The 25,681-nt window shown below is 38.2% G+C and carries 21 protein-coding genes and 2 tRNA genes; 13 read left to right on the forward strand and 10 right to left on the reverse strand.

The window, feature by feature from the left end; all coding sequences use genetic code 11:
• Positions 1–114 precede the first annotated feature (114 nt).
• Both galE and ESU54_RS05125 read right to left on the reverse strand, forming a co-directional pair.
• The gene (gene galE / locus ESU54_RS05120; protein WP_111843519.1) at positions 115–1,134 is read right to left on the reverse strand and encodes a UDP-glucose 4-epimerase GalE; all 1,020 of its coding nucleotides are present in this window, start codon (positions 1,132–1,134) and stop codon (positions 115–117) included.
• Entirely contained in the window at positions 1,134–2,291 is a 1,158-nt protein-coding gene (locus ESU54_RS05125; protein WP_111843518.1) for a DegT/DnrJ/EryC1/StrS family aminotransferase, read from the reverse strand. The genes galE and ESU54_RS05125 overlap by 1 nt, the downstream gene beginning before the upstream one ends.
• 156 nt (positions 2,292–2,447) lie before the next feature.
• Between ESU54_RS05125 and ESU54_RS05130 the strand changes: the two genes are divergently transcribed.
• From ESU54_RS05130 to ESU54_RS05140, 3 genes are all read left to right on the forward strand, one after another.
• On the forward strand, positions 2,448–3,689 hold the full coding sequence (locus ESU54_RS05130) for a 3-deoxy-D-manno-octulosonic acid transferase (RefSeq protein WP_111843517.1): 1,242 nt from the start codon (positions 2,448–2,450) through the stop codon (positions 3,687–3,689).
• Between the two features lie 147 nt (positions 3,690–3,836).
• Entirely contained in the window at positions 3,837–4,055 is a 219-nt protein-coding gene (locus ESU54_RS05135) for a hypothetical protein (RefSeq protein ID WP_111843516.1), read from the forward strand.
• Positions 4,056–4,081: 26 nt separating this feature from the next.
• Positions 4,082–4,318, forward strand: coding sequence for a hypothetical protein (locus ESU54_RS05140; RefSeq protein WP_111843515.1), 237 nt, complete (start codon positions 4,082–4,084; stop codon positions 4,316–4,318).
• Positions 4,319–4,371: 53 nt separating this feature from the next.
• Here the strand turns inward: ESU54_RS05140 and ESU54_RS05145 are convergent, their stop codons facing one another.
• Positions 4,372–5,139 (reverse strand): LexA family transcriptional regulator, encoded by a 768-nt coding sequence (locus ESU54_RS05145; RefSeq protein ID WP_111843514.1) that lies wholly within the window; start codon positions 5,137–5,139, stop codon positions 4,372–4,374.
• A gap of 158 nt (positions 5,140–5,297) precedes the next feature.
• Between ESU54_RS05145 and ESU54_RS05150 the strand changes: the two genes are divergently transcribed.
• Entirely contained in the window at positions 5,298–5,558 is a 261-nt protein-coding gene (locus ESU54_RS05150) for a hypothetical protein (protein ID WP_111843513.1), read from the forward strand.
• 149 nt (positions 5,559–5,707) lie between these two features.
• On the opposite strand, the gene ESU54_RS05155 is transcribed toward ESU54_RS05150, so the two are convergent.
• The 3 genes from ESU54_RS05155 to mutS form a co-directional block, all read right to left on the reverse strand.
• A tRNA-Leu gene (locus tag ESU54_RS05155) sits at positions 5,708–5,791 on the reverse strand.
• A 67-nt stretch (positions 5,792–5,858) separates the two neighbouring features.
• Positions 5,859–5,931, reverse strand: a tRNA-Gly gene (locus ESU54_RS05160).
• 98 nt (positions 5,932–6,029) lie between these two features.
• On the reverse strand, positions 6,030–8,666 hold the full coding sequence (mutS, locus tag ESU54_RS05165) for a DNA mismatch repair protein MutS (RefSeq protein ID WP_111843512.1): 2,637 nt from the start codon (positions 8,664–8,666) through the stop codon (positions 6,030–6,032).
• 133 nt (positions 8,667–8,799) lie between these two features.
• Between mutS and ESU54_RS05170 the strand changes: the two genes are divergently transcribed.
• A complete protein-coding gene (locus ESU54_RS05170) occupies positions 8,800–9,345 on the forward strand; it encodes a TrmH family RNA methyltransferase (RefSeq protein WP_111843511.1) in 546 nt (181 codons plus the stop codon).
• A gap of 84 nt (positions 9,346–9,429) precedes the next feature.
• Here ESU54_RS05170 and ESU54_RS05175 read toward each other — a convergent pair whose 3' ends face one another.
• The 3 genes from ESU54_RS05175 to ESU54_RS05185 all read right to left on the reverse strand — a co-directional run bounded on the left by ESU54_RS05175 (position 9,430) and on the right by ESU54_RS05185 (position 13,941).
• Entirely contained in the window at positions 9,430–10,341 is a 912-nt protein-coding gene (locus ESU54_RS05175; protein ID WP_111843510.1) for a geranylgeranylglycerol-phosphate geranylgeranyltransferase, read from the reverse strand.
• 61 nt (positions 10,342–10,402) lie between these two features.
• Positions 10,403–12,874 carry a T9SS type A sorting domain-containing protein gene (locus ESU54_RS05180; RefSeq protein WP_111843509.1) on the reverse strand — a complete coding sequence of 824 codons (2,472 nt, stop codon included), beginning with the start codon at positions 12,872–12,874 and terminating at the stop codon, positions 10,403–10,405.
• A 128-nt stretch (positions 12,875–13,002) separates the two neighbouring features.
• Positions 13,003–13,941 (reverse strand): mevalonate kinase family protein, encoded by a 939-nt coding sequence (locus tag ESU54_RS05185; RefSeq protein ID WP_111843508.1) that lies wholly within the window; start codon positions 13,939–13,941, stop codon positions 13,003–13,005.
• Between the two features lie 209 nt (positions 13,942–14,150).
• Between ESU54_RS05185 and ESU54_RS05190 the strand changes: the two genes are divergently transcribed.
• Both ESU54_RS05190 and ESU54_RS05195 read left to right on the forward strand, forming a co-directional pair.
• The gene (locus ESU54_RS05190) at positions 14,151–15,293 is read left to right on the forward strand and encodes a hypothetical protein (protein WP_111843507.1); all 1,143 of its coding nucleotides are present in this window, start codon (positions 14,151–14,153) and stop codon (positions 15,291–15,293) included.
• A 198-nt stretch (positions 15,294–15,491) separates the two neighbouring features.
• Positions 15,492–18,662 (forward strand): CHAT domain-containing protein, encoded by a 3,171-nt coding sequence (locus ESU54_RS05195; protein WP_235004536.1) that lies wholly within the window; start codon positions 15,492–15,494, stop codon positions 18,660–18,662.
• Between the two features lie 24 nt (positions 18,663–18,686).
• On the opposite strand, the gene ESU54_RS05200 is transcribed toward ESU54_RS05195, so the two are convergent.
• The gene (locus tag ESU54_RS05200; protein WP_111843505.1) at positions 18,687–19,769 is read right to left on the reverse strand and encodes a diphosphomevalonate/mevalonate 3,5-bisphosphate decarboxylase family protein; all 1,083 of its coding nucleotides are present in this window, start codon (positions 19,767–19,769) and stop codon (positions 18,687–18,689) included.
• A gap of 101 nt (positions 19,770–19,870) precedes the next feature.
• Here ESU54_RS05200 and ESU54_RS05205 point away from each other — a divergent pair, with 101 nt between their 5' ends.
• From ESU54_RS05205 to ESU54_RS05230, 6 genes are all read left to right on the forward strand, one after another.
• Positions 19,871–21,346 carry a T9SS type A sorting domain-containing protein gene (locus ESU54_RS05205; protein WP_111843504.1) on the forward strand — a complete coding sequence of 492 codons (1,476 nt, stop codon included), beginning with the start codon at positions 19,871–19,873 and terminating at the stop codon, positions 21,344–21,346.
• A 189-nt stretch (positions 21,347–21,535) separates the two neighbouring features.
• Positions 21,536–23,125 (forward strand): T9SS type A sorting domain-containing protein, encoded by a 1,590-nt coding sequence (locus tag ESU54_RS05210; protein WP_111843503.1) that lies wholly within the window; start codon positions 21,536–21,538, stop codon positions 23,123–23,125.
• A 217-nt stretch (positions 23,126–23,342) separates the two neighbouring features.
• Positions 23,343–23,735 (forward strand): hypothetical protein, encoded by a 393-nt coding sequence (locus tag ESU54_RS05215; RefSeq protein ID WP_111843502.1) that lies wholly within the window; start codon positions 23,343–23,345, stop codon positions 23,733–23,735.
• Positions 23,736–23,766: 31 nt separating this feature from the next.
• Positions 23,767–24,255, forward strand: coding sequence for a MepB family protein (locus ESU54_RS05220; protein ID WP_111843501.1), 489 nt, complete (start codon positions 23,767–23,769; stop codon positions 24,253–24,255).
• A gap of 32 nt (positions 24,256–24,287) precedes the next feature.
• On the forward strand, positions 24,288–25,010 hold the full coding sequence (locus tag ESU54_RS05225) for a YqjF family protein (RefSeq protein ID WP_111843500.1): 723 nt from the start codon (positions 24,288–24,290) through the stop codon (positions 25,008–25,010).
• Positions 25,010–25,402, forward strand: coding sequence for a hypothetical protein (locus ESU54_RS05230; RefSeq protein ID WP_111843499.1), 393 nt, complete (start codon positions 25,010–25,012; stop codon positions 25,400–25,402). Before ESU54_RS05225 ends, ESU54_RS05230 begins: the two co-directional genes overlap by 1 nt.
• Positions 25,403–25,681 lie beyond the last annotated feature (279 nt).

The raw sequence follows: 25,681 nt of genomic DNA on the forward strand, positions 1-25,681 counted from the left end.
TTAGCGTTAAATCTGGGTTAAACCCTTGTGAATTAACCATCAGCCTCATAGTTATTTAAAACCTTTAGGGTTTAAATTGAATACTTTTTTTCGGAATTAGGTTATCCTGCCTTATTAAATACCTCGCACTTTCTGCTCCCACTTCCAAGCCGATTTCAAAGCATCTTCCATTGTTTTTTCAGCTTTCCAACCTAAAACTTCATTTGCCTTTTTGGTGTCGGCATATACTGAAATCACATCTCCAGGGCGACGTGCCACGATTTTATAATTCAATTTTTCGCCAGTTGTTTTTTCGAATGAATTCACAACTTCCAAAACAGAACTACCTCTGCCCGTCCCTAAATTGAAAACCTCAAATTGGGTTTCATTTTTTTTGGAAAGCAATCGCTGCATTGCAATAACGTGCGCCTTTGCTAAATCTACCACGTGAATATAATCGCGAATGCAACTACCGTCTTCGGTTGGATAATCATTTCCAAAAACAGACAATTCTTTTCGTAAACCAGCAGCGGTTTGGGTGATGAACGGAACTAAATTTTGAGGCACACCTGCGGGAAGCTCTCCTATTTCTAGTGTTTCGTGGGCACCAATTGGGTTAAAATAGCGAAGCGCAATAGCTTTTAAAGAAGAAACCGAGCAAGTGTCCTTTAGTATTTCTTCACTAATTTGTTTTGTATTTCCGTAAGGTGAAGTAGCCGCTTTAACGGGGGCATCTTCAGTAATAGGAAGTGAGTCTGGCTCGCCATAAACTGTACAGGAAGAGCTGAAAATAAAGTTTTCAATTCCATATGTATTACATTCCTGAAGTAAGTAAATAAGCGTGTTCAGATTGTTTTCATAATAAAGCAAAGGATTTTCAACACTTTCGCCTACTGCTTTACTAGCTGCAAAATGAATTATTCCTTCAATATCACTATTTCTTTTAAAGAAATCTGAAACATCCGCCTTAAAACGAAGATCAAGCCTCTCAAAAGTTGGTGGTATCTTGGAAATATTGGTTATTCCCTCCAAAACATCCAAAGAAGAATTGGAAAGATTATCGATAATTAAAACTTGATAACCTGATTTTTGAAGTTCAACAACGGTATGGGAACCTATGTAGCCCAAACCACCAGTTACGAGTATTTTTTTCATTATTTGGTTACGAAATTTATAACGGTCTCTGTAATATAATCAATCTGCTCATCATCCAGTTCTGTGTGCATTGGCAATGAAATCACTTCTTTTATCAACTGATTTGTAACTGTAAAATCTTCTTCTTTGTAACGCTCATCTTTATATGCTTTCTGAAGATGCAGTGGGATTGGGTAATACACGCCACAAGGAATTCCTTTTTCGTTTAAATGGTTTACTAATGCATCGCGATCCGCATTTACGATTTTTAAGGTGTACTGATGAAAAACATGGCAGTCGCAATTATCGCAAATTTTTTGGGAATTATCGCAAATTCCAGTTGGAGTAATTATATTTTCAACTCCTTCAAACGCCTTGTTGTATTTTCGTGCGGCATTTCGACGGGCTGCGTTATATGCGTCCAAATGCGGCAACTTTGCTCTAAGCACCGCTGCTTGTATAGAGTCTAATCTACTATTTACACCAACCACATCGTGATGGTAGCGCACATACATACCATGGTTTACAATGCCGCGAATAATGTGTGCCAAATCATCGTCATTAGTAAATATCGCTCCGCCATCACCATAACATCCTAAATTTTTTGAAGGAAAGAAAGAAGTCGAGGCAATGTGACCTATAGTTCCGGTTTTCCTTTTAGTACCGTCTTTTGAGGTATAATCTGCACCAATTCCTTGGGCGTTATCTTCAATTACATAAAGATTGTGCTCTTCGGCAAGCGCCATAATTTCGTCCATATTCGCCGCAAGCCCGAAAAGATGAACGGGAACTATTGCTTTGGTTTTTGGAGTAATTGCTTTTTTTATGGCTTCAATAGCTATGTTGAAATTTATTGGGTCCACATCAACCAAAACGGGAGTGAGTTGCAAAAGTGCAATAACCTCAACAGTTGCAGCAAAGGTGAAGTCGGCCGTAATCACTTCATCGCCTGGCTTTAAACCAAGCCCCATCATCGCTATTTGAAGCGCATCGGTTCCATTGGCGCAGGGAATTACATGTTTTACATCTAAATACTCTTCAAGCTCCTTTTGAAATTCGTGAACCTCGGGACCATTTACAAAAGCGGTGGTTTCAATCACTTTCATGATAGAACTGTCCACCCGCTCCTTTATATTTTCATACTGACCTTTAAGGTCAACCATTTGTATTTTTTTCATGCTGCTGAAATAATTTTGAATTCGGTAAAATTACGAAAATGATATTTGTTATTTCGGGATTCGGGATGGGTTAATTCGGGATTCGAGATAGGGGCAACTTGAATTGACTTCATCGGTTTGGAATTTGGTACTTGAAATTTGGTATTTTTGCGTCATATGCGCATCATCTATAATTTATTAATTCATTTCGTTTCCTTCGGTTTAAGGATTGTGGCGCTGTTCAGCAAAAAAATGAAGCTTTTCGTCAACGGTAGGAAAGACGTTTTTGAAGTTCTTCAACAAAAAATTTCCGCTACAGATAAAACCATTTGGTTTCACTGTGCTTCTTTGGGTGAATTTGAGCAAGGCGTCCCAATTATGGAAGCAATGAAAAAAATAAAGCCCAACCATAAAATAGTGGTCAGCTTCTTTTCGCCATCAGGTTATGAAATCAAAAAAAACACTCCTTTGGCGGATGCCGTGATTTATTTGCCGATGGATACCTCTTCAAACGCAAAAAGGTTTATTAAAACCGTTCATCCATCGCTTGCTATTTTTGTGAAATATGAATTTTGGCCCAATTATCTTTTCGAGCTTCAGAAAAAAAACATTTCAACCCTTTTGGTTTCGGGTGTTTTTAGAAAGAACCAAATCTTTTTCAAAAGCTATGGAAGTTTTATGCGAAAAGCCCTCGGAAGTTTTGATCACTTTTTCCTACAGGATGAAAAATCCGAAGCACTTTTAAAAAGCATTGGCTTCAACAATGTAACAGTTAGTGGCGACACACGGTTTGATAGGGTTTCACACCAAATTGAAATGGACAATACCCTAAAATTTGCCGAAGATTTCAAGGGGAATTCGCTTTGCATTGTCTGCGGAAGCACATGGCCAGATGATGAAGCAGTACTTTTAGACTATATAAATTCGGCACCTGAAAATGTGAAATTCATTATTGCTCCACATAAAATAGAAACTGATAAAATTGAAAGTTTCAAAAATAAAATTATAAAAAAAACAGTCTTGCATTCAAATAAAGACGAAGTGAACCTTTACGAATATTCGGTTTTGATAATTGACTGCATTGGCTTGTTGAGCAAACTATACAGTTATGCAGACATCGCTTATGTGGGTGGCGCAATGGGAAAAACTGGACTTCACAATATATTGGAACCAGCCACTTTTGGAGTGCCAATCGTGATTGGAAAAAATTATGATGAATTTCAAGAAGCCATTCGTCTGCAAGATTTGGCTGGTCTTTTTTCTGTGAATAACGCAGCGGAATGTAGCGAGATATTGGACAAACTAATAAATAATGACAACTTCAGAAACAAAACCGGAATGATCTGTGGCCACTTCGTGAACAAAAACACGGGAGCAACACAGAAAATAATCAATTACTTAATAGCGAATTTTAAGTAAATATTTAACTTCTCTCTTATACTAACTGAACTATTTTGAATAAAAATCTAGCTTATTAGCATTATTTTTACATTTTTTAGTATTTAATTATCAATCTTCCACTTTTAAATAGATTAGATTTGTTGCAACCATTAAAACAATCTATTTATGAAAAAGCTATTTATTCTAATTTCCATTGCAACTTTAGCTTTGGGTTCATGTCGTGAAACAACGACGGAAACCAAAGAAGTGATACGCGAAGTGAAAGTTGAAACTCCTCAAACTGAAAACAAAGAGGGCATTCTTGAACGTACCGCAAAAGAAGTGGATAAAGAAGTAAACGAGGAAATCGATAAAAAAATTGATGAAATCGGGAACGATAAATAAATAACACTAACTCAAAACTAAAAACTATGAAAAAGTTAACAATGATTGCCCTATTTGCAGGATTCTTAACAGTTTCTCTTACTTCTTGTAGAGATCAAAAAACCCAGAAGGAAGAAGTAATTGAAGACATGCAGGACAAGGGTGCTGATATTAAAGTGAAAGACGACGGTGATAAAATAAAAATGGAAACCGAAGACGAAAAAGCCAAAATAAAAACTGACGATGACGGAAACGTTAAAATAAAAATAAAAGACAAAGATTAAATTCTTAGTTTTTTAAACAAAGAGGGGGTGTTTTGAAAAAAACATCCCTCTTTTTATTTCAGGCCGCTTATTTGTCCTTTTAGTTCATCCATTGACTGTTGTAATTGCCGCAACAAACTACTTTCAGCAGGTTCGTCCACTCCAAAACTCAACTTGCTATTTACCATCCAAAGCTCTTGGATATCCTTCACTTTTACATCTATGGGCAAGTATTGATCGTTTAGGGATATAAGCCTGATGCTTTGCAGGTTGTTAGGGATTTTTTGAAGTTTTTTCACCAAAACCGAATCTCTTAAAACCACTATGTAAATCTTGCTGTCTGTAGCTTCGCTAATACTGGGCACGGCACGGCCTAAAACCCACTCATTTGGTTTTATGTTTGGCAGCATACTATCACCTTCAACCTGAAAACCGCGATAAGATGCATTTCTGTATTCTGGCAAAGGAATATTGAAAGCCGGCAGGCTTTGATACCACCCTAAATCGTGAATATTGTTTGGGTAACCCGCTGCTGCTTTTTGGTTTACCAATAAAATACTGTCATTGCCCGAAATATCCAATGTTATAACCTTCGGACTCACATCGCCACGAGAAGTATCTATATGTTTTTCAAAACTTTTACCGTAAAGCCATAAAGGATTAATGTTGAATTGAGCCATAAGCTCCATCACAATTTTTCCGGTAATTTTGGTCTTACCTCTTTCAATATCAGCAGTCGTGGTGCCTATATCCAGAAGTTCCGAAAACGATTGTTGGGTATGGTGCAGCTCTTCACGGAGGGCTTTAAACCGTGTAGCTTCAATAGGAAGAGTATTTTTCATCCTTTAAAAATACTCTTTTTTGGAAATATTCCAAAAAAATAATGGATAATTTCCCTAAAAAAAGATTTGTACTTGCCTCAAAAAAAAAACTTATAAATGATACACAATCAAAATTTTAATTACTTTTGCACACTATTAATCACTAATCTATTTCTACAATGAAAAAAATCTTTTTATCACTTGCCGCTCTTGCATTAGTTGCTTCTGTTTACTCTTGCAGAGAAACTACAACAGAAAATGCTGAAGAAACTGCTGAATCAGTTCAAACTGACGCTGAGAACGCTATGGACAATGCAGCTGAAGCTGTTGATAACGCTGCTGACGCAACTGAAGATGCTATGGAAGATGCAGGCGATGCAGTTGAGCAAGCCGCTGATGACACTAAAGAAGCTGTAAAAGACGCTACTAACGGTCAATAAGCAATTTTTTTGCTGAAAAAACAGAAAGCCCTTTCAAATATGAAAGGGCTTTTTTTATACCTTGAATTTATCTGAAAAACAACTTTCAGAATATAGTTAGAACTAAAATAAAAAATGCCTCGTAATTATTTAATTACGAGGCATTTACGTACTGATGGCGGGACTTGAACCCGCACGACCTAATGGTCACAGGATTTTAAGTCCGGCGTGTCTACCAATTCCACCACATCAGCTTAATTCGGCTGCCAGTTGCAACCGGGACTTAACAAAAAATGCCGAATTGCATCGGCATCCTAGTTGAGCGAAAAACGGGATTCGAACCCGCGACCTCCACCTTGGCAAGGTGGCGCTCTACCAACTGAGCTATTTTCGCATAATATTTAATGAACGACGCTTCATATTCAAAGCGGGAGCAAATTTAAAAATTTTACTTCAAAAGCAAAGTCTTTTTTGATAAATTATTCCTGAATTTTACTTTTTCAATTTAACTGTTGCATTCCGCTGCAACATGCGCCGTATTTCATTTAACTTCATCAAGGCTTCTACGGGCGTAAGTGTATCAATATCAATACCTAAAATCTCTTCCCGGAGTTCTTCTAGCAGCGGATCGTCCAGTTTAAAAAAGCTCAACTGCATCTCTTCTTTTGAAACTGCTTTCATTTCTTCGGTCAATTCTTCTGAAGCGTGGCTCTTTTCTAATCGTTTCAGTATTTTATTTGCCCTTTGAAGCACCGCTTGCGGCATTCCTGCCATTTTTGCAACGTGAATCCCGAAACTGTGATGGCTTCCACCTGGAACCAACTTCCGAAGGAAAAGTACATTGTCTTTCAATTCCTTTACCGAAACATTATAATTTTTGATTCGGGCAAAAGTTTCGGTCATTTCGTTTAATTCGTGATAGTGGGTTGCAAAAAGTGTTTTCCCGCGTGAAGGATGTTCGTGCAAATATTCGCTAATGGCCCAAGCTATCGAGATGCCGTCATAGGTACTTGTTCCCCGGCCAATCTCATCCAAGAGAATTAAACTCCGTTCAGAAAGGTTATTCAGAATACTTGCCGTTTCGTTCATTTCAACCATAAAGGTTGATTCGCCCATCGAAATATTATCGCTCGCGCCAACCCTAGTAAAAATTTTGTCCACACACCCCATCCGCACTGCTGAAGCTGGAACAAAACTACCCATCTGTGCCAACAATACAATCAAAGCTGTTTGGCGTAGAATTGCAGATTTACCACTCATGTTCGGTCCGGTAATCATAATGATTTGCTGATTGTCTCTATCTAGAAAAACATCATTAGCAATGTACGGAGCATCTGGAGGAAGTTGTTTTTCAATAACCGGGTGACGCCCTTCTTTTATATCCAAATCAAAAGTATCATCGAGTAGCGGCCTTGTGTAGTTTGCTTCTTTTGCTTGCGTTGCGAAAGAACACAGACAATCCAGCTGCGCGATCAGTGCTGCATTTTGCTGAACGGATCCAATAAATTGAAGCATCCACTCCACTAGCTTCCCAAAAATTTCTTGCTCCAAAGCGAGTATTTTTTCTTCAGCTCCTAGGATTTTTGTTTCGTATTCTTTTAATTCTTCCGTAATATAACGCTCGGCATTTACCAAAGTTTGCTTTCGAATCCATTCTGGCGGCACTTTGTCTTTATGGGTGTTTCGAACTTCTATGTAATATCCAAAAACGTTGTTTGAAGCTATTTTAAGCGAAGAAATACCTGTCCGTTTGGTTTCGCGCTGTAGCATTTCATCCAGATATCCCTTGCCGTTTGCTGAGATATTCCGAAGCTCGTCAAGTGATTCTGAAAACCCTTCTGCTATGGAATTTCCTTTAAGAATGTTTACCGGAGCTTCCTCAAAAAGCGTTTCCTTTATTTTATCCCTAAGTAATTCGCAGTCGTGTAATTGTTCGCCAATAATTTTCAGGGATTCATTCTTTGAATTTAAAGCCAATGCTTTAATAGGAACGACTGCTTCTAAAGAATTTTTAAGTTGAATAACCTCTCTTGGATTCACTTTTCCCGTTGCAACTTTTGAAATCAAGCGCTCCAAATCGCCAATGCGCTTGGTGTATTGTTTCGTTTTTTCCAGAATAACTGTGTTGTCGAGCAGAAAACTAACAACTTCGTGACGCCGATTTATCTTTTCAGCATTTTTAAGAGGAAGTGCCATCCAACGTTTCAAAAGCCTTCCACCCATAGGCGAAATGGTTTTGTCTATAACATCCAAAAGTGTAACTGCATTTTGCTGATTGGAATGGTACAACTCTAAATTGCGAATGGTAAAACGGTCCATCCAAACGTATTCGTCTTCAGCAATTCGAGACAAACGCGAAATGTGCAGCAACTTGGTGTGTCGGGTTTCGCTTAAGTAATGAAGCGCAGCGCCCGCAGCAATAATGCCATCTTCCAAATGATCCACGCCAAAACCCTTTAAGTTTTTTGTGTCGAAATGTTTCGTAAGCGTTTCAAAGGAATAATCACTTTGAAAAATCCAGTCTTCCAAATGGAAAACGTGATATTGATTGCCAAAAGTTTCCGTAAAAAGTTTTCGTTTCTGTTTCGAAAAAAGCACTTCTGAAGGATTGAAATTTTGTAGTAGTTTATCAACGTATTCCGCAGAACCTTCTGAAACCAGAAACTCTCCCGTAGAAACATCTAAAAAAGAAACACCAATATTTTTCACGGTTGCTGAGCCTGTCGAAGTACCAAAGTGAACTGCTGCCAAAAAGTTATTCGATTTTGATTGTAGGATATCGTCGTTAAAAGCAACTCCTGGCGTGACCAATTCAGTAACGCCACGCTTTACAATGGTTTTGGTCATTTTTGGGTCTTCCAGTTGGTCGCAGATGGCAACTCGGCAACCGGCCATAACCAGTTTTGGTAAATACGTATTTAAGGAATGATGCGGAAAACCAGCGAGCTCAACATTATCACCGCCATTATTCCGAGCGGTAAGTGTAATATTCAAAATTCTCGCGGCTCGTATTGCGTCTTCCCCAAAAGTTTCGTAAAAATCGCCCACACGAAAAAGCAGCAAAGCATCGGGATACTTGGCTTTAATCGTGTTGTACTGCTTCATCAACGGGGTTTCCTTCTTCGCCATAACTCAAAAAAATTCTTTAATCGATAAATGTAACTAAAATGCTGTTTTCTTTAAAATGAAGTGATTGTGAATTATTGGGTTTTATCAACAATTGGCCTCAACTTTAGCCGGCTAATAATTAACTTTGCCGCCTATGAAAAATCGCAAGCTAAAAAATAGCGAACTCGATCGCATCAATCCTGAAGAATACAAGGCTTCGGAAAAAACGCCACTGATAATTATTCTCGATAACATCCGAAGCTTGAACAATATTGGTTCCGTTTTCCGGACAGCGGATGCTTTTTTGGTGAAGAAAATTTATCTCTGTGGCATTACGGCCAAGCCTCCGCATAAAGACATTCAAAAAACTGCTTTGGGCGCAACGGATAGCGTGGATTGGGAATATGCTGAAAATGTTACGGAATTAGTTTCCAAATTACAAAGCGAAGGTGTGTTTGTAGCTTCCATCGAGCAAGCGGAACTCGCCGTAAACCTTAATGACTTCTCTGTTCAAAAAGAAATGACTTATGCAGTTATTTTCGGGAACGAAGTAAAGGGCGTTCAGCAAAAAATAGTTACGGCAAGCGATGCGGTGATTGAAATTCCGCAATTTGGCACCAAACATTCGCTGAACATTTCTGTAAGCGTGGGTGTTGTGGTTTGGGATTTGTTTGTAAAGTTGCAAAAAAGTGAGAAATAGGAAATGGAAAATTGGAAGTGAAATATTTATATAAATTTTCTCATTCTATTTTTTTGTCTTGGCTCTTTATTCTTGGTTCTTTTTTTAGAAAAAGCGGTGAAGCAATAAATTTACATGAATTAGCACAATGCTGAAAACGCCAATTACTATGGCGAACTTCAAAATATTGTGCAAAACCATATAATGGATTTTGTTTTTTGAATACCAAAGAACCGCAAGAAACACGGCCAATCCTATAATACTTACATAAAAATAGTAATCCATATAACCTATCTCATCCTTAAATTTAGTGATAAGCAAAATGATTGGCGCCAAAGTCAATACGCTTAAAACAGTAAGCATTATTTTGGAAGTTTTTTCGCCATAAACCACTGGAATTGTATTGTAACCATGGGTTAAATCGCCTTTAATATTTTCAAGATCTTTCACTAATTCGCGCATAGCAATCAACAAGAAAAGAAAGGTGGCGTGTACAAAAATTACAACATCAAAATTTCGGTAATGCACAAAAATTGCAAAAAATGGAATTACTGCGAGAATAGCTGCCGTAATATTTCCAATGAAAGGATATTTTTTCAGTTTATGCGAATAGAACCAAAGGAAAAAAATATAAATAGAGAAAAATAGCACAGCTCTAAACGAAACATAACTCGCAAAAATGACCGACAAAAAGTTGAGTACAAAATAAGCCGAAAGCTTGGTGCGTTGGCTCACAAGTTTGTCCAACATTGTTTTCTGCGGTCTGTTTATTAAATCTTTTTCGCTATCGTAAAAACTGTTTATGATATAACCACTGGCAATTGCTGAAGATGAAGCCAAGACCAACATGAGCAAATTCACGTCAAACAAAACATCGCGAACGCGCAAATCTGGAGCCAAAATGTAAATACTGGTGAGGTATTGGGCAATTACAATAATGAGAATATTGTAGCCGCGAACCAAAGAAAACAGGCTGAAAAACTTTAATAGGAAGAGTTTTTGTTTTCTATTGAGCATTTTTATCGCGTAAATAGTTAGCTATTAAAACAATTTGAAAGGACTTAAAATTCAAACCACTTTATACTTTAATAAATCTTCTAACGCCAATTTCACCATCTGCACTTATTATTTTGATGAAGTAAACTCCTGCCTCTAATTTTGAAACATTTAATTCAGAATTACTATCATTCAAGACATTAATATTTCTTGTAATCAATTGCCCTAAGTTATTATATATTTCAACTTTTTGAATAGTTTTTATGCAATTAATATTCAGAGTATTCGATGATGGGTTGGGGTAAATGGAAAAGTTTAGGGTGGCGGCTTCATTAGTGCCTAAGATAAGGGTATTTTTAAACCATCTTATTTCATTTGAATCTCTAAGACTAGCAATAACATCCATATCGCCATCGCCATCAATATCATTTGCTAGAACAAAATTGGCTCCGTCAGCATTATTCATTATAATGTTTTGTGACCCAAAATTCCCAGCGCCATCAAGATTTTCGTACCAATCAACCACATCGCCGTAAAGGGAAACCGAAAGTACATCAAGATCGCCATCATTATCCAAATCCGATGTATAAACGCCAACGGGTGTATCTAGCCCTGATGCAATATTCTTCTCTGGACCGAAATCACCTAGGCCATCTATATTCTCAAACCATACCACCTTACCATCCAATCTTTGGGTTATTATTACATCCAAATCGTTATCGCCATCCAAATCGGAAGCATGAACAAAATCGATATTGTTGTTACGAGTTGAAGCAATTAACTGGGGTGGGCTAAAAACTCCACCTCCTAAATTTTCATACCAATTTGTCGCACCATTTATTAATGAAGCAGAAACAATATCCAATCTTCCGTCGTTATTAATATCTGCGACGTGAATATTATACGGACTCAAGGCAAAATTATCAACAATAATTTGTTCCGATCCAAAATTTCCTTGTCCGTCCAAGTTTTCAAACCATGACAATTTGTTTGTAAAAAATGTGGCTGTTACTACATCCACATCACCATCACCATCCATATCTTCAGCAGCAATATCAATATAAGCACTTGAAATTTGATTGGCTATTATTTTCTTTTCGCTGAATAGTCCATTTCCATCTAAGTTCTCTTGCCAAGCCACAAGATGTTGAGAAACAAATACAACGTCTAAATCTCCATCACCATCCACATCTTTTGCTACGACGGCTTTCGCACCATAATTATTTTGCGATATGGTTTTTTGTATACTGAAATTCCCATAACCGTCCACATTTTTATACCAAGCTATTTCTCCATCGGAGTAGGAAGCTGAAAGCACATCCAAGTTGCCATCACCATCTATATCGGCGGCATAAATGCTTTGGGGAGAATCTACATTATAAGTGAAATATTGATGCGGTCCAAAAGTGCCATTTCCATCAAGATTTTTATGAAACCCTATCCTGTCTTCTGAAGCAGAGATAATATCCGCACCGCCATTGTTATCAATATCGGCAACATAAATAGAAAAAGTAAATCCAGAGGATGTATTCACAAAATGGGGCGCACTAAAATTACCCTCTCCATCTAAATTTTCATACCATTCAATGGAAGTATCTTGATCTCTAGAAAGTCCTGAAATTACATCAAGATCTCCGTCACCGTCAATATCTGAAGCAAAAATGGTATATGGGCTAAAGGTACCCGAGGTTATTATTTGTTTCGCACCAAAACTTGCCTGTCCATCCAGATTTTCATACCATGCTATAGTACCTGTGCTAGAATTAGATGAAGCAGAAATTACATCCATATCTCCATCGCTATCAATGTCCGCAGCCTGCACATATTTGAAGTTACCCAAGCCTATATTCTGTTTGGCCCCAAATTGCCCTTGTGAATCTATATTTTCAAACCACACCAACTCATTGCCCAATCCCGAGGCCGATAAAACATCCATATCTCCGTCATTATCCATATCTGCCGAATAAACCGAATATACGCCCAAGGCATTTGGATTGATTATATTTTGTGTCCCAAAATTCCCTAATCCATCGGTATTTTCATACCATACAATTTTACCCTCATTAATATTCCCCGAAGCAGAAATTACATCCATGTCGCCATCGCCGTCAATATCTGAAGCAAAAACCGAAAGCGCATTGATAGCATCGGTAGTAATAATTTGCTGGACTCCAAATGTACCTTGCCCATCCAAATTCTCGTACCACGCGATTTTATTGTCATTAGATGAAGCGGAAAGTACATCCATATCTGAATCTCCATCTATATCAATCGCAAAAACCGATGAAGCGCCAATTGCGTTCACACTAATTAATTGCTGATCGCCATAAGTCCCTTGTCCGTCTAAATTTTTATACCATGCAATTTTACTGTCATTCATTGAAGCAGAGAGAATATCTATATCCCCATCACCATCAATATCGGCTGCAAAAACAGAGCGTGGATTTTGGGTGGCATTATAATCGCCAATAATGATTTTATTTTCAAAATCAACTTGGGCAAAACTTTGCAGCGATAGAAACGAAATAAGTAAGAGGGGTAATTTTAATTTCATTTTCAATGAATTATAAAAACAAGATATGAGCAATCGATTTCACAATAGAAATCAATTGCTAGCAAAGTAATCAAAATTTATATTTTTTGGTTTGAAACTAAAAAGAAAGAATCCAGAAGAATGATGCTTTAAAAACTATAAACCACTTCAAGTTTATAATTTTTCAAGGCCTTACGGGCTTCGTCAATATCTTCCGTGAAGCCAAGCATATAGCCTCCTCCGCCAGAGCCACAAAGTTTTAGGTAGTATGCATTGCTATCAATTCCCTTCTTCCAAAGTTTGTGGAACTGTGCTGGAATCATTGGTTTAAAATTGTCCAAAACCACTTTTGAAAGCTGTTTGATATTCCCAAAAAGCGATTTCACGTCGCCTTGCAGAAAATCCTCAACGCAAGCGTCTGTATGTTTTGTGAATTGGTCTTTAAGCATATTCCGGAAACCTTCCTGCTTCATATTTTCCATAAAAATCTGAACCATTGGAGCGGTTTCACCAGTACTGCCACTGTCCAATAAAAATACGGCACCTTTTCCGTTTTCGGTTTGAGAAGGAATACCGGCAGGCTCAATATTGTCTTTGGAATTGATTAAAATAGGAAGACTCAAATAACTGTTCAACGGATCTAAACCTGAAGATTTTCCATGGAAAAAAGACTCCATTTCAGCAAAAATAGCTTTTAGAGTAAGCAGTTTTTCACGGGTAAGATTTTCAAGAACCGTAATTTTATCATTTGCATATTTATCGTAAATAGCCGCTACCAAAGCGCCGCTGCTACCCACACCGTAACCCTGTGGAATGCTACTGTCAAAATACAATCCCCTTTCCACGTCCTTTTTCAAAGCTTCCATATCAAAAGAAACCAATTTTGGATTTTCTGTCTGAAGTGTTTCCAAATACTCAGCAAACCGTTTTAGGCTAGCGTTTGATTTGTGTGTGGAAATGGTATGGTGTTTATCAATTTTCAACGCACCTTTATAAAAATTATAGGGAATTGATAATCCTTTGGAATCCTTGATAATTCCATATTCACCGAAAAGTAAAATTTTTGAGTAAAAGAGGGGGCCGTGCATATTTTAATTCTTTCTAATGTTAAAAATACAGATTTTAACGATAAGATTCTTTTTAAAATGCAAAGATACGGTTTTTAAGAATTATAGTTTCAGAAAATTTCATTCAGAAGTTCAAAAAATTTAAATTAAAAAGTTGAATTTAAGTATTCTACAAATTCTTGATGACATTTTAATGAATTTGCCGATGTAGTGTCAAAAACCCTTGCACAATGAAAACTTCAACATCATTTTTCGTCCTCCTTTTAGTCTCTTCCATTTTCACTTCATGCCTTAATAGTAATGGAAAACAACAGAATTTTAATGAAGAAGACACCTTCGGGGAGTATTACAACGAAGAAAACGCCTCCGAAAATTATGAAAACGGCAACAATCAGATTGCAAAAAAAGGTGAAATGAAATACTTCAACACCATAGATTCCCGAAACGGAATGGTGATGTCGCGCATTCCATTTCCTTCCTCTTGGCAAAAACAAAATGGCGGCGAGTACCTCTATACAGGGCCAAATGGAATTAAAGTTCACGGCGAACGCGGGGGAAGTTTTATGTTTTCTAAAGACCCACAAATGAACCAAATGTATCAGCAAAGCGGAATGCAGGTGCAGCTTCCAAAATCCATAGACCAAGTAATAAATGAAGGTTTTATGGAATACGCCAATAAAATAAATCGCAAACTGGTGCGGAAATACCCAATGCCACAATTTGCTGCTTGGGACAAACAATTTGATGACCAACTGTATAAGAGCATGCCTTCACAAAAAACGTTCACCGTTATGGGCCTGGAATGGCGCGACCCAGATGGCACCTCATTCCTTACCGTATTGCATCATTACGTTTCTTACGATCAATACGGAGGTTACTGGGGCATAACCTATTCTGTGCTTGAAACTTCTAAAAATGTTTTTGAACAAGCCAAAATACAATACCTCAACGGGCTTTTAAACCAACAAATAAACTCACAGTGGCTGCAGGCAGTAAACCAAAAGGATATGCAAATTGCCCAGCAGAGCAATGCCGGCCACCAACAACGAATGGCGAATATAAAATCCTTTGGCGACCAAAACACTGCACGTTTCAATGAGCGAATGGCCGCGATGGACCAAAATATGGAAAGCTGGCGAGCCAATCAAGTCGCGGGAGATAGAAACCAAGAGCAGTTTCTGGACTATGTAAACGAAAGAACTAATGTAGTGGACCCTAATACTGGACAAACTTATAAAGTAGATGCAGGCGCAAATCAATATTGGATAAACAGCCAAGGCGAATATATAAAAAGTGACAATGCTAACTACAATCCGAACCAAGACAACAATATCAACAACCAAACTTGGACGGAATATGAGGAACAAAATTGAAGTAATTTCATAAAGCAATAGCTCTGTATGAAATTTGCCAATCAAAAATAAGTTGTATCTTTCTTCAAAATATCCCCAGAAACATTTACTTATTTTTTAGGTTTTTCAACTATGAAATTCAAACGTTGGATATTTTTTTCCTTACCTCACATCATTATATTTCTTTCTGTGTTTACAATGTATCCGCAAGAAAAAATTATGTCCGTAAAAGAAATCCAAACCCTTATTGAACAGGATTCGCTTGCAAAAGCCCAAACGGAAGTATCAAAAAACCTTACCTATTATCGCACCCAAAAAATATTCGATAGCCTTTATAATTACATCCAGTTTGAAGGCAGTTTTAAGCTAAATAACGGTGATAAGAAACTGGCTATCAAAAAAGCAGAGGTACTTACTCAAGAAATAAAGAATAACGCTTCCCCGCATTTTGTTGTTGAAGCTATTACAGAAATGGGCTGGATTTACGATGATGCTGGGCAGCATCAAAAAGCCTACGATTTTCTAGAAACTGCCATTCCCTTCGCACTTCGCAATAAAGAACCGCAAAATACTGACGTTGCAGGTGTGGAGTATCGCCGGGGTTATTATGCATCTAAAATGGGCGGTTTCCCTTTGGCAAATAAACATTACCAAACATCACTGCGGTTGTTGAGGAAGAGCGGAAAACAAGATTACGTTTTTTATAACCAAGTTTACAATGCCCTTGGCGGAATGATGTGGCAGGAAGCCAAACTGGACAGTGCAAAATTCTATTTTCAAGAAGCCGTGAAGGTATTGGAAAAAACGGATGAAACCGATATTATGAACCGTTATTACCGTCCATCGCTAGTGAAAATGAACCTTGCTATTTTGTGGAACGCTTTGGGTAAAAATCAGGAAGCAATTGCAATTTCAGAAGAAGCCCTTGCTGGCTTTCAGCAATATATAAATCGCTCCACGGATGAAGCACGGACCTATAAAGCAAAAAACCATCAATGTGTTGTGATAGATAATATGGCAACTTTTTACAATACCCTTGGCGAGTACTCCAGATCGCAGGAACTAATTGAATATTCTTTTGAACAGAAAAAAAAGCTTTTCGAAAAAAACGACATCAACCTCATCATTTCAAATATCATTCTTGCTGAAGCCAAAACGGCAAGTCACGATTTTGAAGGCGCAGCAAAAAATGCCGACCATGCATTGGAACTCTTAAAAACCAGTCCAGGCGCCGATTTATACTGGGGAGCCGCAGCATTATCTACCCGCGCCACCATTTATGAATTTATGGACGACACTGAAAATGCCGCAATTTTTTATGAAAAGGCAGAAACAATGTATCGAAAATCCATGGGCGATACCTATACCAAGGATTTTCTGGACAACATTATGGAATATTCCCTCTTTGCTGCAAAAAACCAAAAAAAAGAGAAAGCTATTTCCCTCGCCAAAGAAACGTATCATTTCACGCATACGGGTGATTTTAAAAACACACTTCAAGAATTTTATCACACCATCAATTTGGCACAAGTGCATTACCTACTTAAGGATTATGCCGAAGCTGAAAAATTTAGTGAAGAAGCACTGCGTTTCAACATCTTAAAAAAAGGCGAAAAAATAAGCGCTACAGATTCCATTCTTAGCCAATACCGCAAACCACAGGCGCTACTTATCAATGCTCAATCAAAATACTATTCTACTGAAAACAAAAACCCCTTTTTTTTGAAAGACCTATTACGCCAAGTGGAGGAGGGTGTTGCCATCTTGGACCAACGCAAAAAAGTGGTTAGCAACAACGAAAACGTTACGCTACTGATAACCGAAAACGAAGAACTTTTAAATTTTGCTAAAAAACTTCGGCTCGAACTTTTCCAAATGACTAAAGACGAAGTATATCTGGACAAAATGATAGCACTTCATGAGTCGAGCATTTATAACCGCATTCGCTCGCGATTGAACCTTCGGGATAACGTGGCATTTCAGCACATTCCGAAAGAAGTGGTTTCGAGAGAAAACAGTTTAAAGGCAAAAATGGTTTCTTCCCTCAACGACTCACAAAACAGCAGCATAGCGCCATTCTTTAAAGCATCAGAAAATTGGGAACAATTTCTGGATTCGTTGAAACAGAATTATCCCAGATATTACAAAATGCGTTATGCAACTTTGGAAGAACCCATCAACGACCTTCAACAAAAAATACCTAAAAATACCACTGTGGTCCGGTATATTTTTATTGAAGATGACCTCTATGTTTTTGTAGTCTCGCATTCCATTAAAAAAATGATAAAACTAAATTATTCAGCTGTCAAAAATTACATCCCAAAACTCAAAAATGACGAGTTTTCAGTTGAAAAAATGCGGCCGCTACTTTATGAGTTGTACCGCGCTTTATGGTTTCCATTAGAAAAATATGTGCATACCCAAAAAGTAGTTATTATTCCCGATCGCGATCTTTTCAACCTCAGTTTTGAAACACTTACCTCAAAACCAATGAAGAATTTTCAAGAAATGGCTTCCATAAGCTTATTGGCGAAGTATGATATTTCCTATAATTTCAGTTTATTGCTCTACAAAGATAAAGGCAAGGTTGCCGATTATTCTTCAGAGTTTATTGCCTTTGCTCCCGGTTTCAACAAAAAAATGAAGGAGGAATACAAACTCACAATCAAAGATTCCGTAGCGTTGGACAAAACCTATTTAAGATTGCTACCTCAGCCTTTTAGTGAAGATCTGGTGAAACAATATGCCAAAGTTTTTAATGGCAATTATTTTATAAATGAAAACGCCAGCAAAGAGTTGTTTATTAATCGAGCCAAAGAACACAAAATAATCCACATTGGTACCCATGCAGAAAGCAACAATATAAGTCCGGAGTTGAGCCGCCTTATTTTTGCAAAAAAGACTGATAGCAAAGAAAACTATGACGAAAACTCGCTGTACTCATATGAAATTTATAACATAGACCTCTCTTCTAATCTCGCCATCCTTACCGCTTGCGACACGGGCAAACCCACTTATCAAGCTGGTGAAGGAATGATATCGTTGGCGCACGCCTTCAATTATGCCGGAAGTGAAAGCATCTTGACAAGCCTTTGGGAAATAGACGAAGAATCCAGTGCTGTAATCGTAAAACTTTTTTACGACAATCTTTCCGAAGGAATGCCAAAAGATGAAGCCTTGCGAAAAGCAAAACTAAGTTACATAGCCACAGCCGAGGGCCGTACAGTTGCCCCACAATATTGGGCAGGCCTTGTGCTTATTGGCGATACTACTCCAATAAATTTAAATAATGATATCGCTTGGTGGTGGTATGTTTTGGCGGGATTTGTTGCGCTAGCACTTCTTGTTCTAATAATACGTAACAAAAAACAGGCACCGTCTGAAAACTGAAGTTGTTCGTTTGCTATTCGGGTTTTAAATTTTTAATTTTTCAGCTCCCAAACCAACCTCATCTACAATAAACTCTCCATTTTTACAGAATTGCGAAAGCTCTTTTTTGATGAAATGTAAAACTGTTTCCTTTTCAATTTCTGGGTAAAGCACATGTACATTAGCACCCGCATCCAACGTAAAGCAAACGTTGCTAGCAGTTTCTTCCCTAAATTTCCAAATACGATTGATTATTTCCAAGGTGTTTGGTTTCATCAATATGAAATAGGGCATCGAGGTCATCATCATAGCGTGAAGAGACAATGCCTCACTTTCCACAATTTTGATGAATTCAGAAACATTACCATTTTTAAAAATCGGGATTAGCTTGGAGAGATTTTCCTTTGCTTGCCTGAAGCGTTGTTCGGCAAAAGGATGATCTAGCATCAAATCGTGGCCAAGGGTACTACTCACTTGCTTTTCGCCTTTGTCAACCAATAAAATCGTGTCTTGATAATTCTTGAAGTTCGGATGTACCTCAAAAGGATATTTTGTGCCGAAGAATTTACTGCTTCCGTTAATATCTGAGTGTTCACCCCAAACAATCAACGGTCCTTCCACACTTCTGGAAGCACTACCAGACCCCAAACGCGCAAGAAAAGACGCTTTTTCAATAAAATATTCGTCCATAATATGCGGTTGCATTTGCTGTTCCATATCCATTAAACAAAGCGCCAATGCACTCATTCCACTAGCGGAGGAAGCAATACCACTACTGTGGGGAAAACTGTTGGATGTTTCAATCTTAAATTTGAAATCTTTCAAAAATGGCAAATACACCTCCACCCTTTCAAAGAATTTTTGGATTTTCGGCTCAAACGAAACTTCTCTTTTTCCGTCGAGATACACTTCAAAATTAAATTCCTGAGAAGAAGATTTTTCAAAAGACAACTTAGTATTTGTATGACAGTTGCTCAAAGTAAAGCTTACTGATGCATTCATCGGCATTTGCTCACCGTATTTCCCCCAGTATTTAACTAATGCGATATTGCTGGGCGATCGCCAAGAAACGGTTCCGGAAGATAAAGACTGAGTATAACTACAAACAATGAATCTGTGTTGTGCCATATTGTTAGGGATAGATTACAAAAGTAAAACACTTTTTCGGTTATCGTGATGACAATTTAAAAACGTTTCGATGTATTCCTATAATCCTAAAACCACATATCATGAAGAAAATATTACTTCTCCCTATTTTATTTCTTTTTAATTTAAACATTTCCGCTCAAAATTGGAATCAAATAGGGCAAGATATAAATGGCGAATCGGCAGATAATTGGAGCGGCTTTAGGGTAAGCTTAGATGCCACAGGAAATACTGTCGCTGTTGGCGCTCCCATAAACGATGGGATAAATGGCGAGAATTCGGGCCAAGTGCGGGTGTTCTCAAAAAATGGCAACTCGTGGATCCAAAAAGGGACTGATATAGACGGAGAAGCAAGCCAAGATGTTAGCGGTTGGGCAGTAAGCATTAGCGCAGACGGAAATATCGTCTCCATAGGCGCAACTAACAATGATGGCAATGGCAACAACGCAGGACAGGTTCGTCTATTTCAGTTTAACAATACCGATTGGGTACAGTTGGGTGCCGACATAGATGGGGAGGCAGAAGAGGACCGAAGCGGAACTTCTGTTACTATCAGTAACGATGGAACGTTAGTAGCCATAGGATCTGTCTTTAATCAAGGTGTAAACGGCGCACAATCGGGTCACGTTCGTGTATATATGTATAATGGTTCTGATTGGACTCAAAAAGGAAATGATATAGACGGAGAAGCATCTATGGATCTTAGCGGAGGCAGTATAAGCATCACGGGTGATGGCAATATAGTGGCCATTGGCGCAACTGGAAATGATGGAGGGGGTGACTCTTCAGGACACGCCCGTGTATATTCCTGGAATGGAACTGCGTGGGTACAACTTGGTAATGATATAGATGGGGAAACTGAAGGAGATCGCTTGGGCACTTCCGTAAGTTTAAGCGACAATGGAAATTTCCTTGCTGTGAGTGCACCAGATTACAATACGGGTGCTGTGTATGTTTATAATTTTAATGGAGCCAATTGGGTACAGGTTGGACAAACGCTTTTAGGTGAAAATGCTTTGGACGGATATGGAAATTGGATTAATTTAAACGCCGACGGCATGTTTCTTGCGGTAGCTGCCCCATTATATGATTCCGATAGAGGTCTCGTAAAAATTTACCACTTCGATGGAACTTCGTGGCTTCAATATGGAATAGATCTATTGGGTGAAGCGGAAAATGAAGCCAGTGGCTTCAGTGTTCAGTTGAGCAACGACGGCCAGCGCGTTGCCATAGGAGCCCCTTTTAATGAAGAAAACGGGTTTGATGCTGGACAATGCAGGATATATGAGTTTGGAACACTCGGGGTTGAGGATAATTTTCTGAATCGAATTAGACTATATCCAAACCCTTCTAACGGTACTTTCACAATAGACCTAGAAAAGGAATATACCGATGTAACCGTAAAGATTTACAATATGCTGGGGCAAATTATTTCTTCGGAAAAATACGCTTTGGCAAAAACAATTGAGAAAGAAATCACAAACGCAGCTGGGGTTTATTTTGTGAAAGTAAGTACAGCTAAAGAAGGATCAAACACTTTAAGGATTATAAAACAATGATTATTCAATAGCTTGTGAGGTTGAACAACAACCGGAATGCCCCTCTAACAAGGGGCATTTTTTATTAGAGAAAACCAAAAACAAATTGAATTTCCCTCTTCGTTATTGGCTCATAGCTACTCGCTAAGAAAGTGATGACATTCCCACACCAATTTCGATGTAACATTATAATCCTTAAAAAACCAAATTATGAAAATTTCATTTACCTTATTCGCATTACTATTAGGTGTCTGTAATGCCTTTTCACAAGATCCCGCCATTATGTGGCAAAAAACCATCGGTGGTAGCGAGGGCGATTTTTCAACTGCTTTTGAAGCTACTTCAGATGGAGGCTTCATCATTGGTGGCTATTCCAACAGCAACATTTCTGGAGAAAAAACTGAAAATAGCAACGGCGGCACCGATATCTGGATTGTCAAAATTGATGCCTCAGGAAACATTATGTGGCAAAACACCATTGGCGGAAGCGGAAACGATTCGCTCCTTTCCATTAAACAAACTTCGGATGGCGGTTACATCGTAGGTGCAGGGTCTGACTCAAACATTTCTGGCGACAAGTCTGAAAACTCTCGTGGAGGACTCGATTACTGGATTTTAAAACTGAATAGTTCTGGCACTATCGTCTGGCAAAAAACCTATGGTGGAGCCCAACCAGAATTTGACACCTACGTTGTTGAAACCAACGATGGCGGTTACTTTGTAGGCGGATATTCCGATAGCGACATTAGTGGAGACAAAACCGACCCTACCAACGGACAACGTGATTATTGGGCTTTAAAGCTCGATAGCACTGGAGCTATTGTTTGGCAGAACAGCATTGGTGGCAGTTTGGTGGACCGTCCACAGGCAGCCTTTCAAACAAACGATGGAGGCTACATAATTGGGGGATTTTCCACTTCAGGTGTTTCAGGTGATAAAACCGAAACCAACCGAGGCGTAACTGACAACTGGATAGTAAAACTTGACGGCAGCGGAAACGTACAATGGGACAAAACTTATGGTGGCAACGATAGCGACGTGCTGCGCAATATGGTAAAAACAGCAGACGGAGGTTATATCGTGGGCGGCTATTCAAAATCCAATATTTCTGGAGACAAAACCGAAAATTCTCAAGGCGATTATGATTACTGGATATTAAAACTGAACACCAGTGGAAACTTAGTTTGGCAAAACACTATTGGTGGCAGTGGCATAGACTATGTTCGCGATTTAAAACAACTTGCAGACGGCACCTATATGATAGCCGGTTACAGCAACAGTAACATTTCTGGCGACAAAACCGAAAACAGCAACGGTGGCTACGATTATTGGTTGGTAAGACTAAATTCCTCTGGAAGCATCCTTTCCCAAAATTCCATTGGCGGCGCTGCCGATGAAAGCGGTACATACATCCTACCAACAGTTGACGGCAATTTTGCAATGTTCTGTTCCTCAAACTCCAATATTTCGGGAGATAAAAGCGAAAACAGTAGAGGTCTGGATGATTACTGGGTTTTTAAAACAACGCCTAGCATTCTTGGCGTTTCAAGAAATACTTTTGGTCCAGCTATCAGCGCCTACCCAAACCCAACGAATGGCAGATTTACAATAAATCTAGGTGAAAGCTTTTCAGAAACCAATGTTACCATTGTCAATATGCTTGGCCAAGTTGTTTCATCAAAAAATTACAAAAACACCCAAATGCTGGATTTAGAAATCAACGGCGCGTCCGGAATCTATCTGGCAACCGTAAAAACCGCGGAAGGAAAACAAGCAACTCTTAAAATAACCAAAAAGTAACTTTTTTCATTTTTAATAGTTAATTTGGTGGAGGCTCTTAAAAGGGGCCTCTTTCATTTTGAGCACAGCAAAGAAACCCTCATATCTCATAAATCTTTCTTCTCTATTCTCTTTTCCTTATTCTTTATTCTTAAACCAGTCTGGCATCAAAAAGCATAAAATTTCCTATCTTTCACAAAAGTTTAAAACATAAAATCAATTCTTTAAAAAATATACTATGAAAAATCTTATCGTTCTCTTCGCCTTTGTTCTTTTTGCAGCAACCGCACAAAGCCAATCGCTAACACAAAAAGACGTTACCGGCACTTGGCTTGTAGTAAATGTTGAAAATAGCAACAGCAACCCAAAAATGGCAGCGGCAATGACCAATGCCGTGATTAACCTTTATGCCGACAATAGTTTTGAGATAAAGGAGAAACAACAAAACGGTACTGCTTATACATACAACACCACTTCAAATAAAAATGCAACGTGGAGCTTCAACGCTAGCACCCAAACCATCAACACTACCCGCACAAAAATGACACTTAAAATTTCCAAAAGCGGCGACAAAACCTTTTTCACCGACAGTGAAAGCGGGTTGAAGTTTGAGGTGAATAAGCCAATTTAAAAGTGAAATATAAAACATTCACTTTAAGGTGATGAATGAAATCAATACAGAAATGTACCGCAAATGCGGCCTAAACATTTCAAACTTCATAACCGAACCCGAAAGCAAAGAATACAACGCTTGTCAATTTCAAATTGATGGGCGTCTTGTTATAAGCAGAATCGCAAAAACAACCCCTAAAAAAATAGGCCAATTCGTTACCTTCTGGAACCGAAATACAAAGGGAATCACCCAACCCTATTCTGAAATAGACAACTTCCACTTTTACGTTATCAACGTACAGAAAGAAAACCATGTTGGGCAATTCGTCTTCCCAAAATCAATTTTAATAGCCAAAGGGATAGTTTCCACCGAAAAGAAAGACGGCAAAAGAGGGTTTCGGGTTTACCCTATTTGGGATGCACCCACCAGCAAACAAGCCCAAAAAACCCAACAATGGCAACTTGATTATTTTTATGAGATTAATAGTAAGACCGACTTAGAAAAAGTTGCCGAGCTGTACCACTCACATTATAACTAAAACAGTATTATACCACTATAAACCAACCCTAAATGAGTTTCTTAAAAGCCGAATGGAGAAAACTAGCCATTGCAAATTATGTAATTAATCCTGTAACCCTCTCCAACTATCTTCCCGCTGGAACCGAACTCGATTTATGGGAAGGCAAATGCTATGTCAGTTTAGTCGGGTTTATGTTTCTCAACACAAAATTAATAGGAATAAAAATTCCGTTCCACGTTAATTTTGAGGAAGTCAATCTACGGTTTTATGTAAAAAGATTTGAAAACGGCACCTGGAAACGCGGCGTAGTTTTTATCAAGGAAATAGTTCCAAAACCAGCATTGACCCTAGTTGCAAATACAATCTATAAAGAGAATTATGAAACATTGCCAATGCTTCACAAATGGGAAGAAAATGATTCGGATAGAATTGTAGCCTATCAATGGAAAAAAAATAAACAATGGCAATCATTTAAAATAATTTCAGATATTGAACTCTCAGAAATTCCAGAAAATAGCGAAACGGAGTTCATTACGGAACATTATTGGGGCTATGCAAAAGTGAACGAAAAAATAACTAATGAATACGAAGTAACCCACTCAAAATGGCGGCAATACAAAGTAAAAAGCTCAGAAATAAAAGTTGATTTTGGAGTTGTGTACGGCAATGATTTTGACTTTTTAAATAACCTAAAACCCGAATCGGTTATGCTTACAGAAGGTTCAGAAATAACTGTTGAAAACAAAAGAACAATAAAAATAGAATCCCATTAATGAAACCCCTCAAAAAAATCCTATTCCTGTATATACTCCTCCAGTCTTTTTTCTGCATAAACGCACAAGAAAAAGACTGTGCGTTTTTTAAAACAGGTAATTTCAAATACGTGCTCGAAGATCAACCCGAAATCATAATTCGCACAGACTCTACACAGGTTGAACTAAACCCAATTGATAAAATTGAAATTTACTCCACGGTGGAATGGATTTCAGACTGCGAATATGTTTTAACCTACAAAAGAATAGAAAACTACCCTGAAGACGTAAGCCACATAATAGGCAAAAAAATATATTGCGAAATACTTGAGACAAACGGCAACTGGATGAAAGTACACGCCAAGGGCGTTTATGTAGACGCCCCAGTAGAGTTTATCAAGCTAAAAGATTAACAAAAGAAATCTTCAATCACCGAAGCTTCAGCGTAGGAGGAATAACCAACAACTAACGACCGACACCCCCATTACAAAAAAACCGTAACATACTATAAATCAAAGGTTTTGCACATAAAAGTAGTAAATCAAATGTATTATGAGTCCAGTACTTAAAGTAGGTCACCACAAAAATGTAGCAAACTTTAGCGCAGCGGTTACAATCCCAAAAATAGAAACCCATAACCAACTCCCCAGAATCTAAAGCCCCTAATGCGTTTCTCATTTAGGATGAGGCGG

The organism is Aequorivita antarctica, from assembly GCF_007997155.1.
GTDB lineage: Bacteria > Bacteroidota > Bacteroidia > Flavobacteriales > Flavobacteriaceae > Aequorivita > Aequorivita antarctica.

Bases quoted from the DNA above. Each gene is read 5' to 3' on its own strand.
- mutS (WP_111843512.1), bottom strand. From the start codon at position 8,666: ATGGCGAAGAAGGAAACCCCGTTGATGAAGCAGTACAACACGATTAAA.
- galE (WP_111843519.1), bottom strand. From the start codon at position 1,134: ATGAAAAAAATACTCGTAACTGGTGGTTTGGGCTACATAGGTTCCCAT.
- ESU54_RS05210 (WP_111843503.1), top strand. From the start codon at position 21,536: ATGAAAATTTCATTTACCTTATTCGCATTACTATTAGGTGTCTGTAAT.
- ESU54_RS05200 (WP_111843505.1), bottom strand. From the start codon at position 19,769: ATGGCACAACACAGATTCATTGTTTGTAGTTATACTCAGTCTTTATCT.
- ESU54_RS05215 (WP_111843502.1), top strand. From the start codon at position 23,343: ATGAAAAATCTTATCGTTCTCTTCGCCTTTGTTCTTTTTGCAGCAACC.
- ESU54_RS05140 (WP_111843515.1), top strand. From the start codon at position 4,082: ATGAAAAAGTTAACAATGATTGCCCTATTTGCAGGATTCTTAACAGTT.
- ESU54_RS05185 (WP_111843508.1), bottom strand. From the start codon at position 13,941: ATGCACGGCCCCCTCTTTTACTCAAAAATTTTACTTTTCGGTGAATAT.
- ESU54_RS05230 (WP_111843499.1), top strand. From the start codon at position 25,010: ATGAAACCCCTCAAAAAAATCCTATTCCTGTATATACTCCTCCAGTCT.
- ESU54_RS05180 (WP_111843509.1), bottom strand. From the start codon at position 12,874: ATGAAATTAAAATTACCCCTCTTACTTATTTCGTTTCTATCGCTGCAA.
- ESU54_RS05170 (WP_111843511.1), top strand. From the start codon at position 8,800: ATGAAAAATCGCAAGCTAAAAAATAGCGAACTCGATCGCATCAATCCT.
- ESU54_RS05220 (WP_111843501.1), top strand. From the start codon at position 23,767: ATGAATGAAATCAATACAGAAATGTACCGCAAATGCGGCCTAAACATT.
- ESU54_RS05195 (WP_235004536.1), top strand. From the start codon at position 15,492: ATGTCCGTAAAAGAAATCCAAACCCTTATTGAACAGGATTCGCTTGCA.
- ESU54_RS05150 (WP_111843513.1), top strand. From the start codon at position 5,298: ATGAAAAAAATCTTTTTATCACTTGCCGCTCTTGCATTAGTTGCTTCT.
- ESU54_RS05135 (WP_111843516.1), top strand. From the start codon at position 3,837: ATGAAAAAGCTATTTATTCTAATTTCCATTGCAACTTTAGCTTTGGGT.
- ESU54_RS05125 (WP_111843518.1), bottom strand. From the start codon at position 2,291: ATGAAAAAAATACAAATGGTTGACCTTAAAGGTCAGTATGAAAATATA.
- ESU54_RS05130 (WP_111843517.1), top strand. From the start codon at position 2,448: ATGCGCATCATCTATAATTTATTAATTCATTTCGTTTCCTTCGGTTTA.
- ESU54_RS05225 (WP_111843500.1), top strand. From the start codon at position 24,288: ATGAGTTTCTTAAAAGCCGAATGGAGAAAACTAGCCATTGCAAATTAT.
- ESU54_RS05205 (WP_111843504.1), top strand. From the start codon at position 19,871: ATGAAGAAAATATTACTTCTCCCTATTTTATTTCTTTTTAATTTAAAC.
- ESU54_RS05190 (WP_111843507.1), top strand. From the start codon at position 14,151: ATGAAAACTTCAACATCATTTTTCGTCCTCCTTTTAGTCTCTTCCATT.
- ESU54_RS05175 (WP_111843510.1), bottom strand. From the start codon at position 10,341: ATGCTCAATAGAAAACAAAAACTCTTCCTATTAAAGTTTTTCAGCCTG.
- ESU54_RS05145 (WP_111843514.1), bottom strand. From the start codon at position 5,139: ATGAAAAATACTCTTCCTATTGAAGCTACACGGTTTAAAGCCCTCCGT.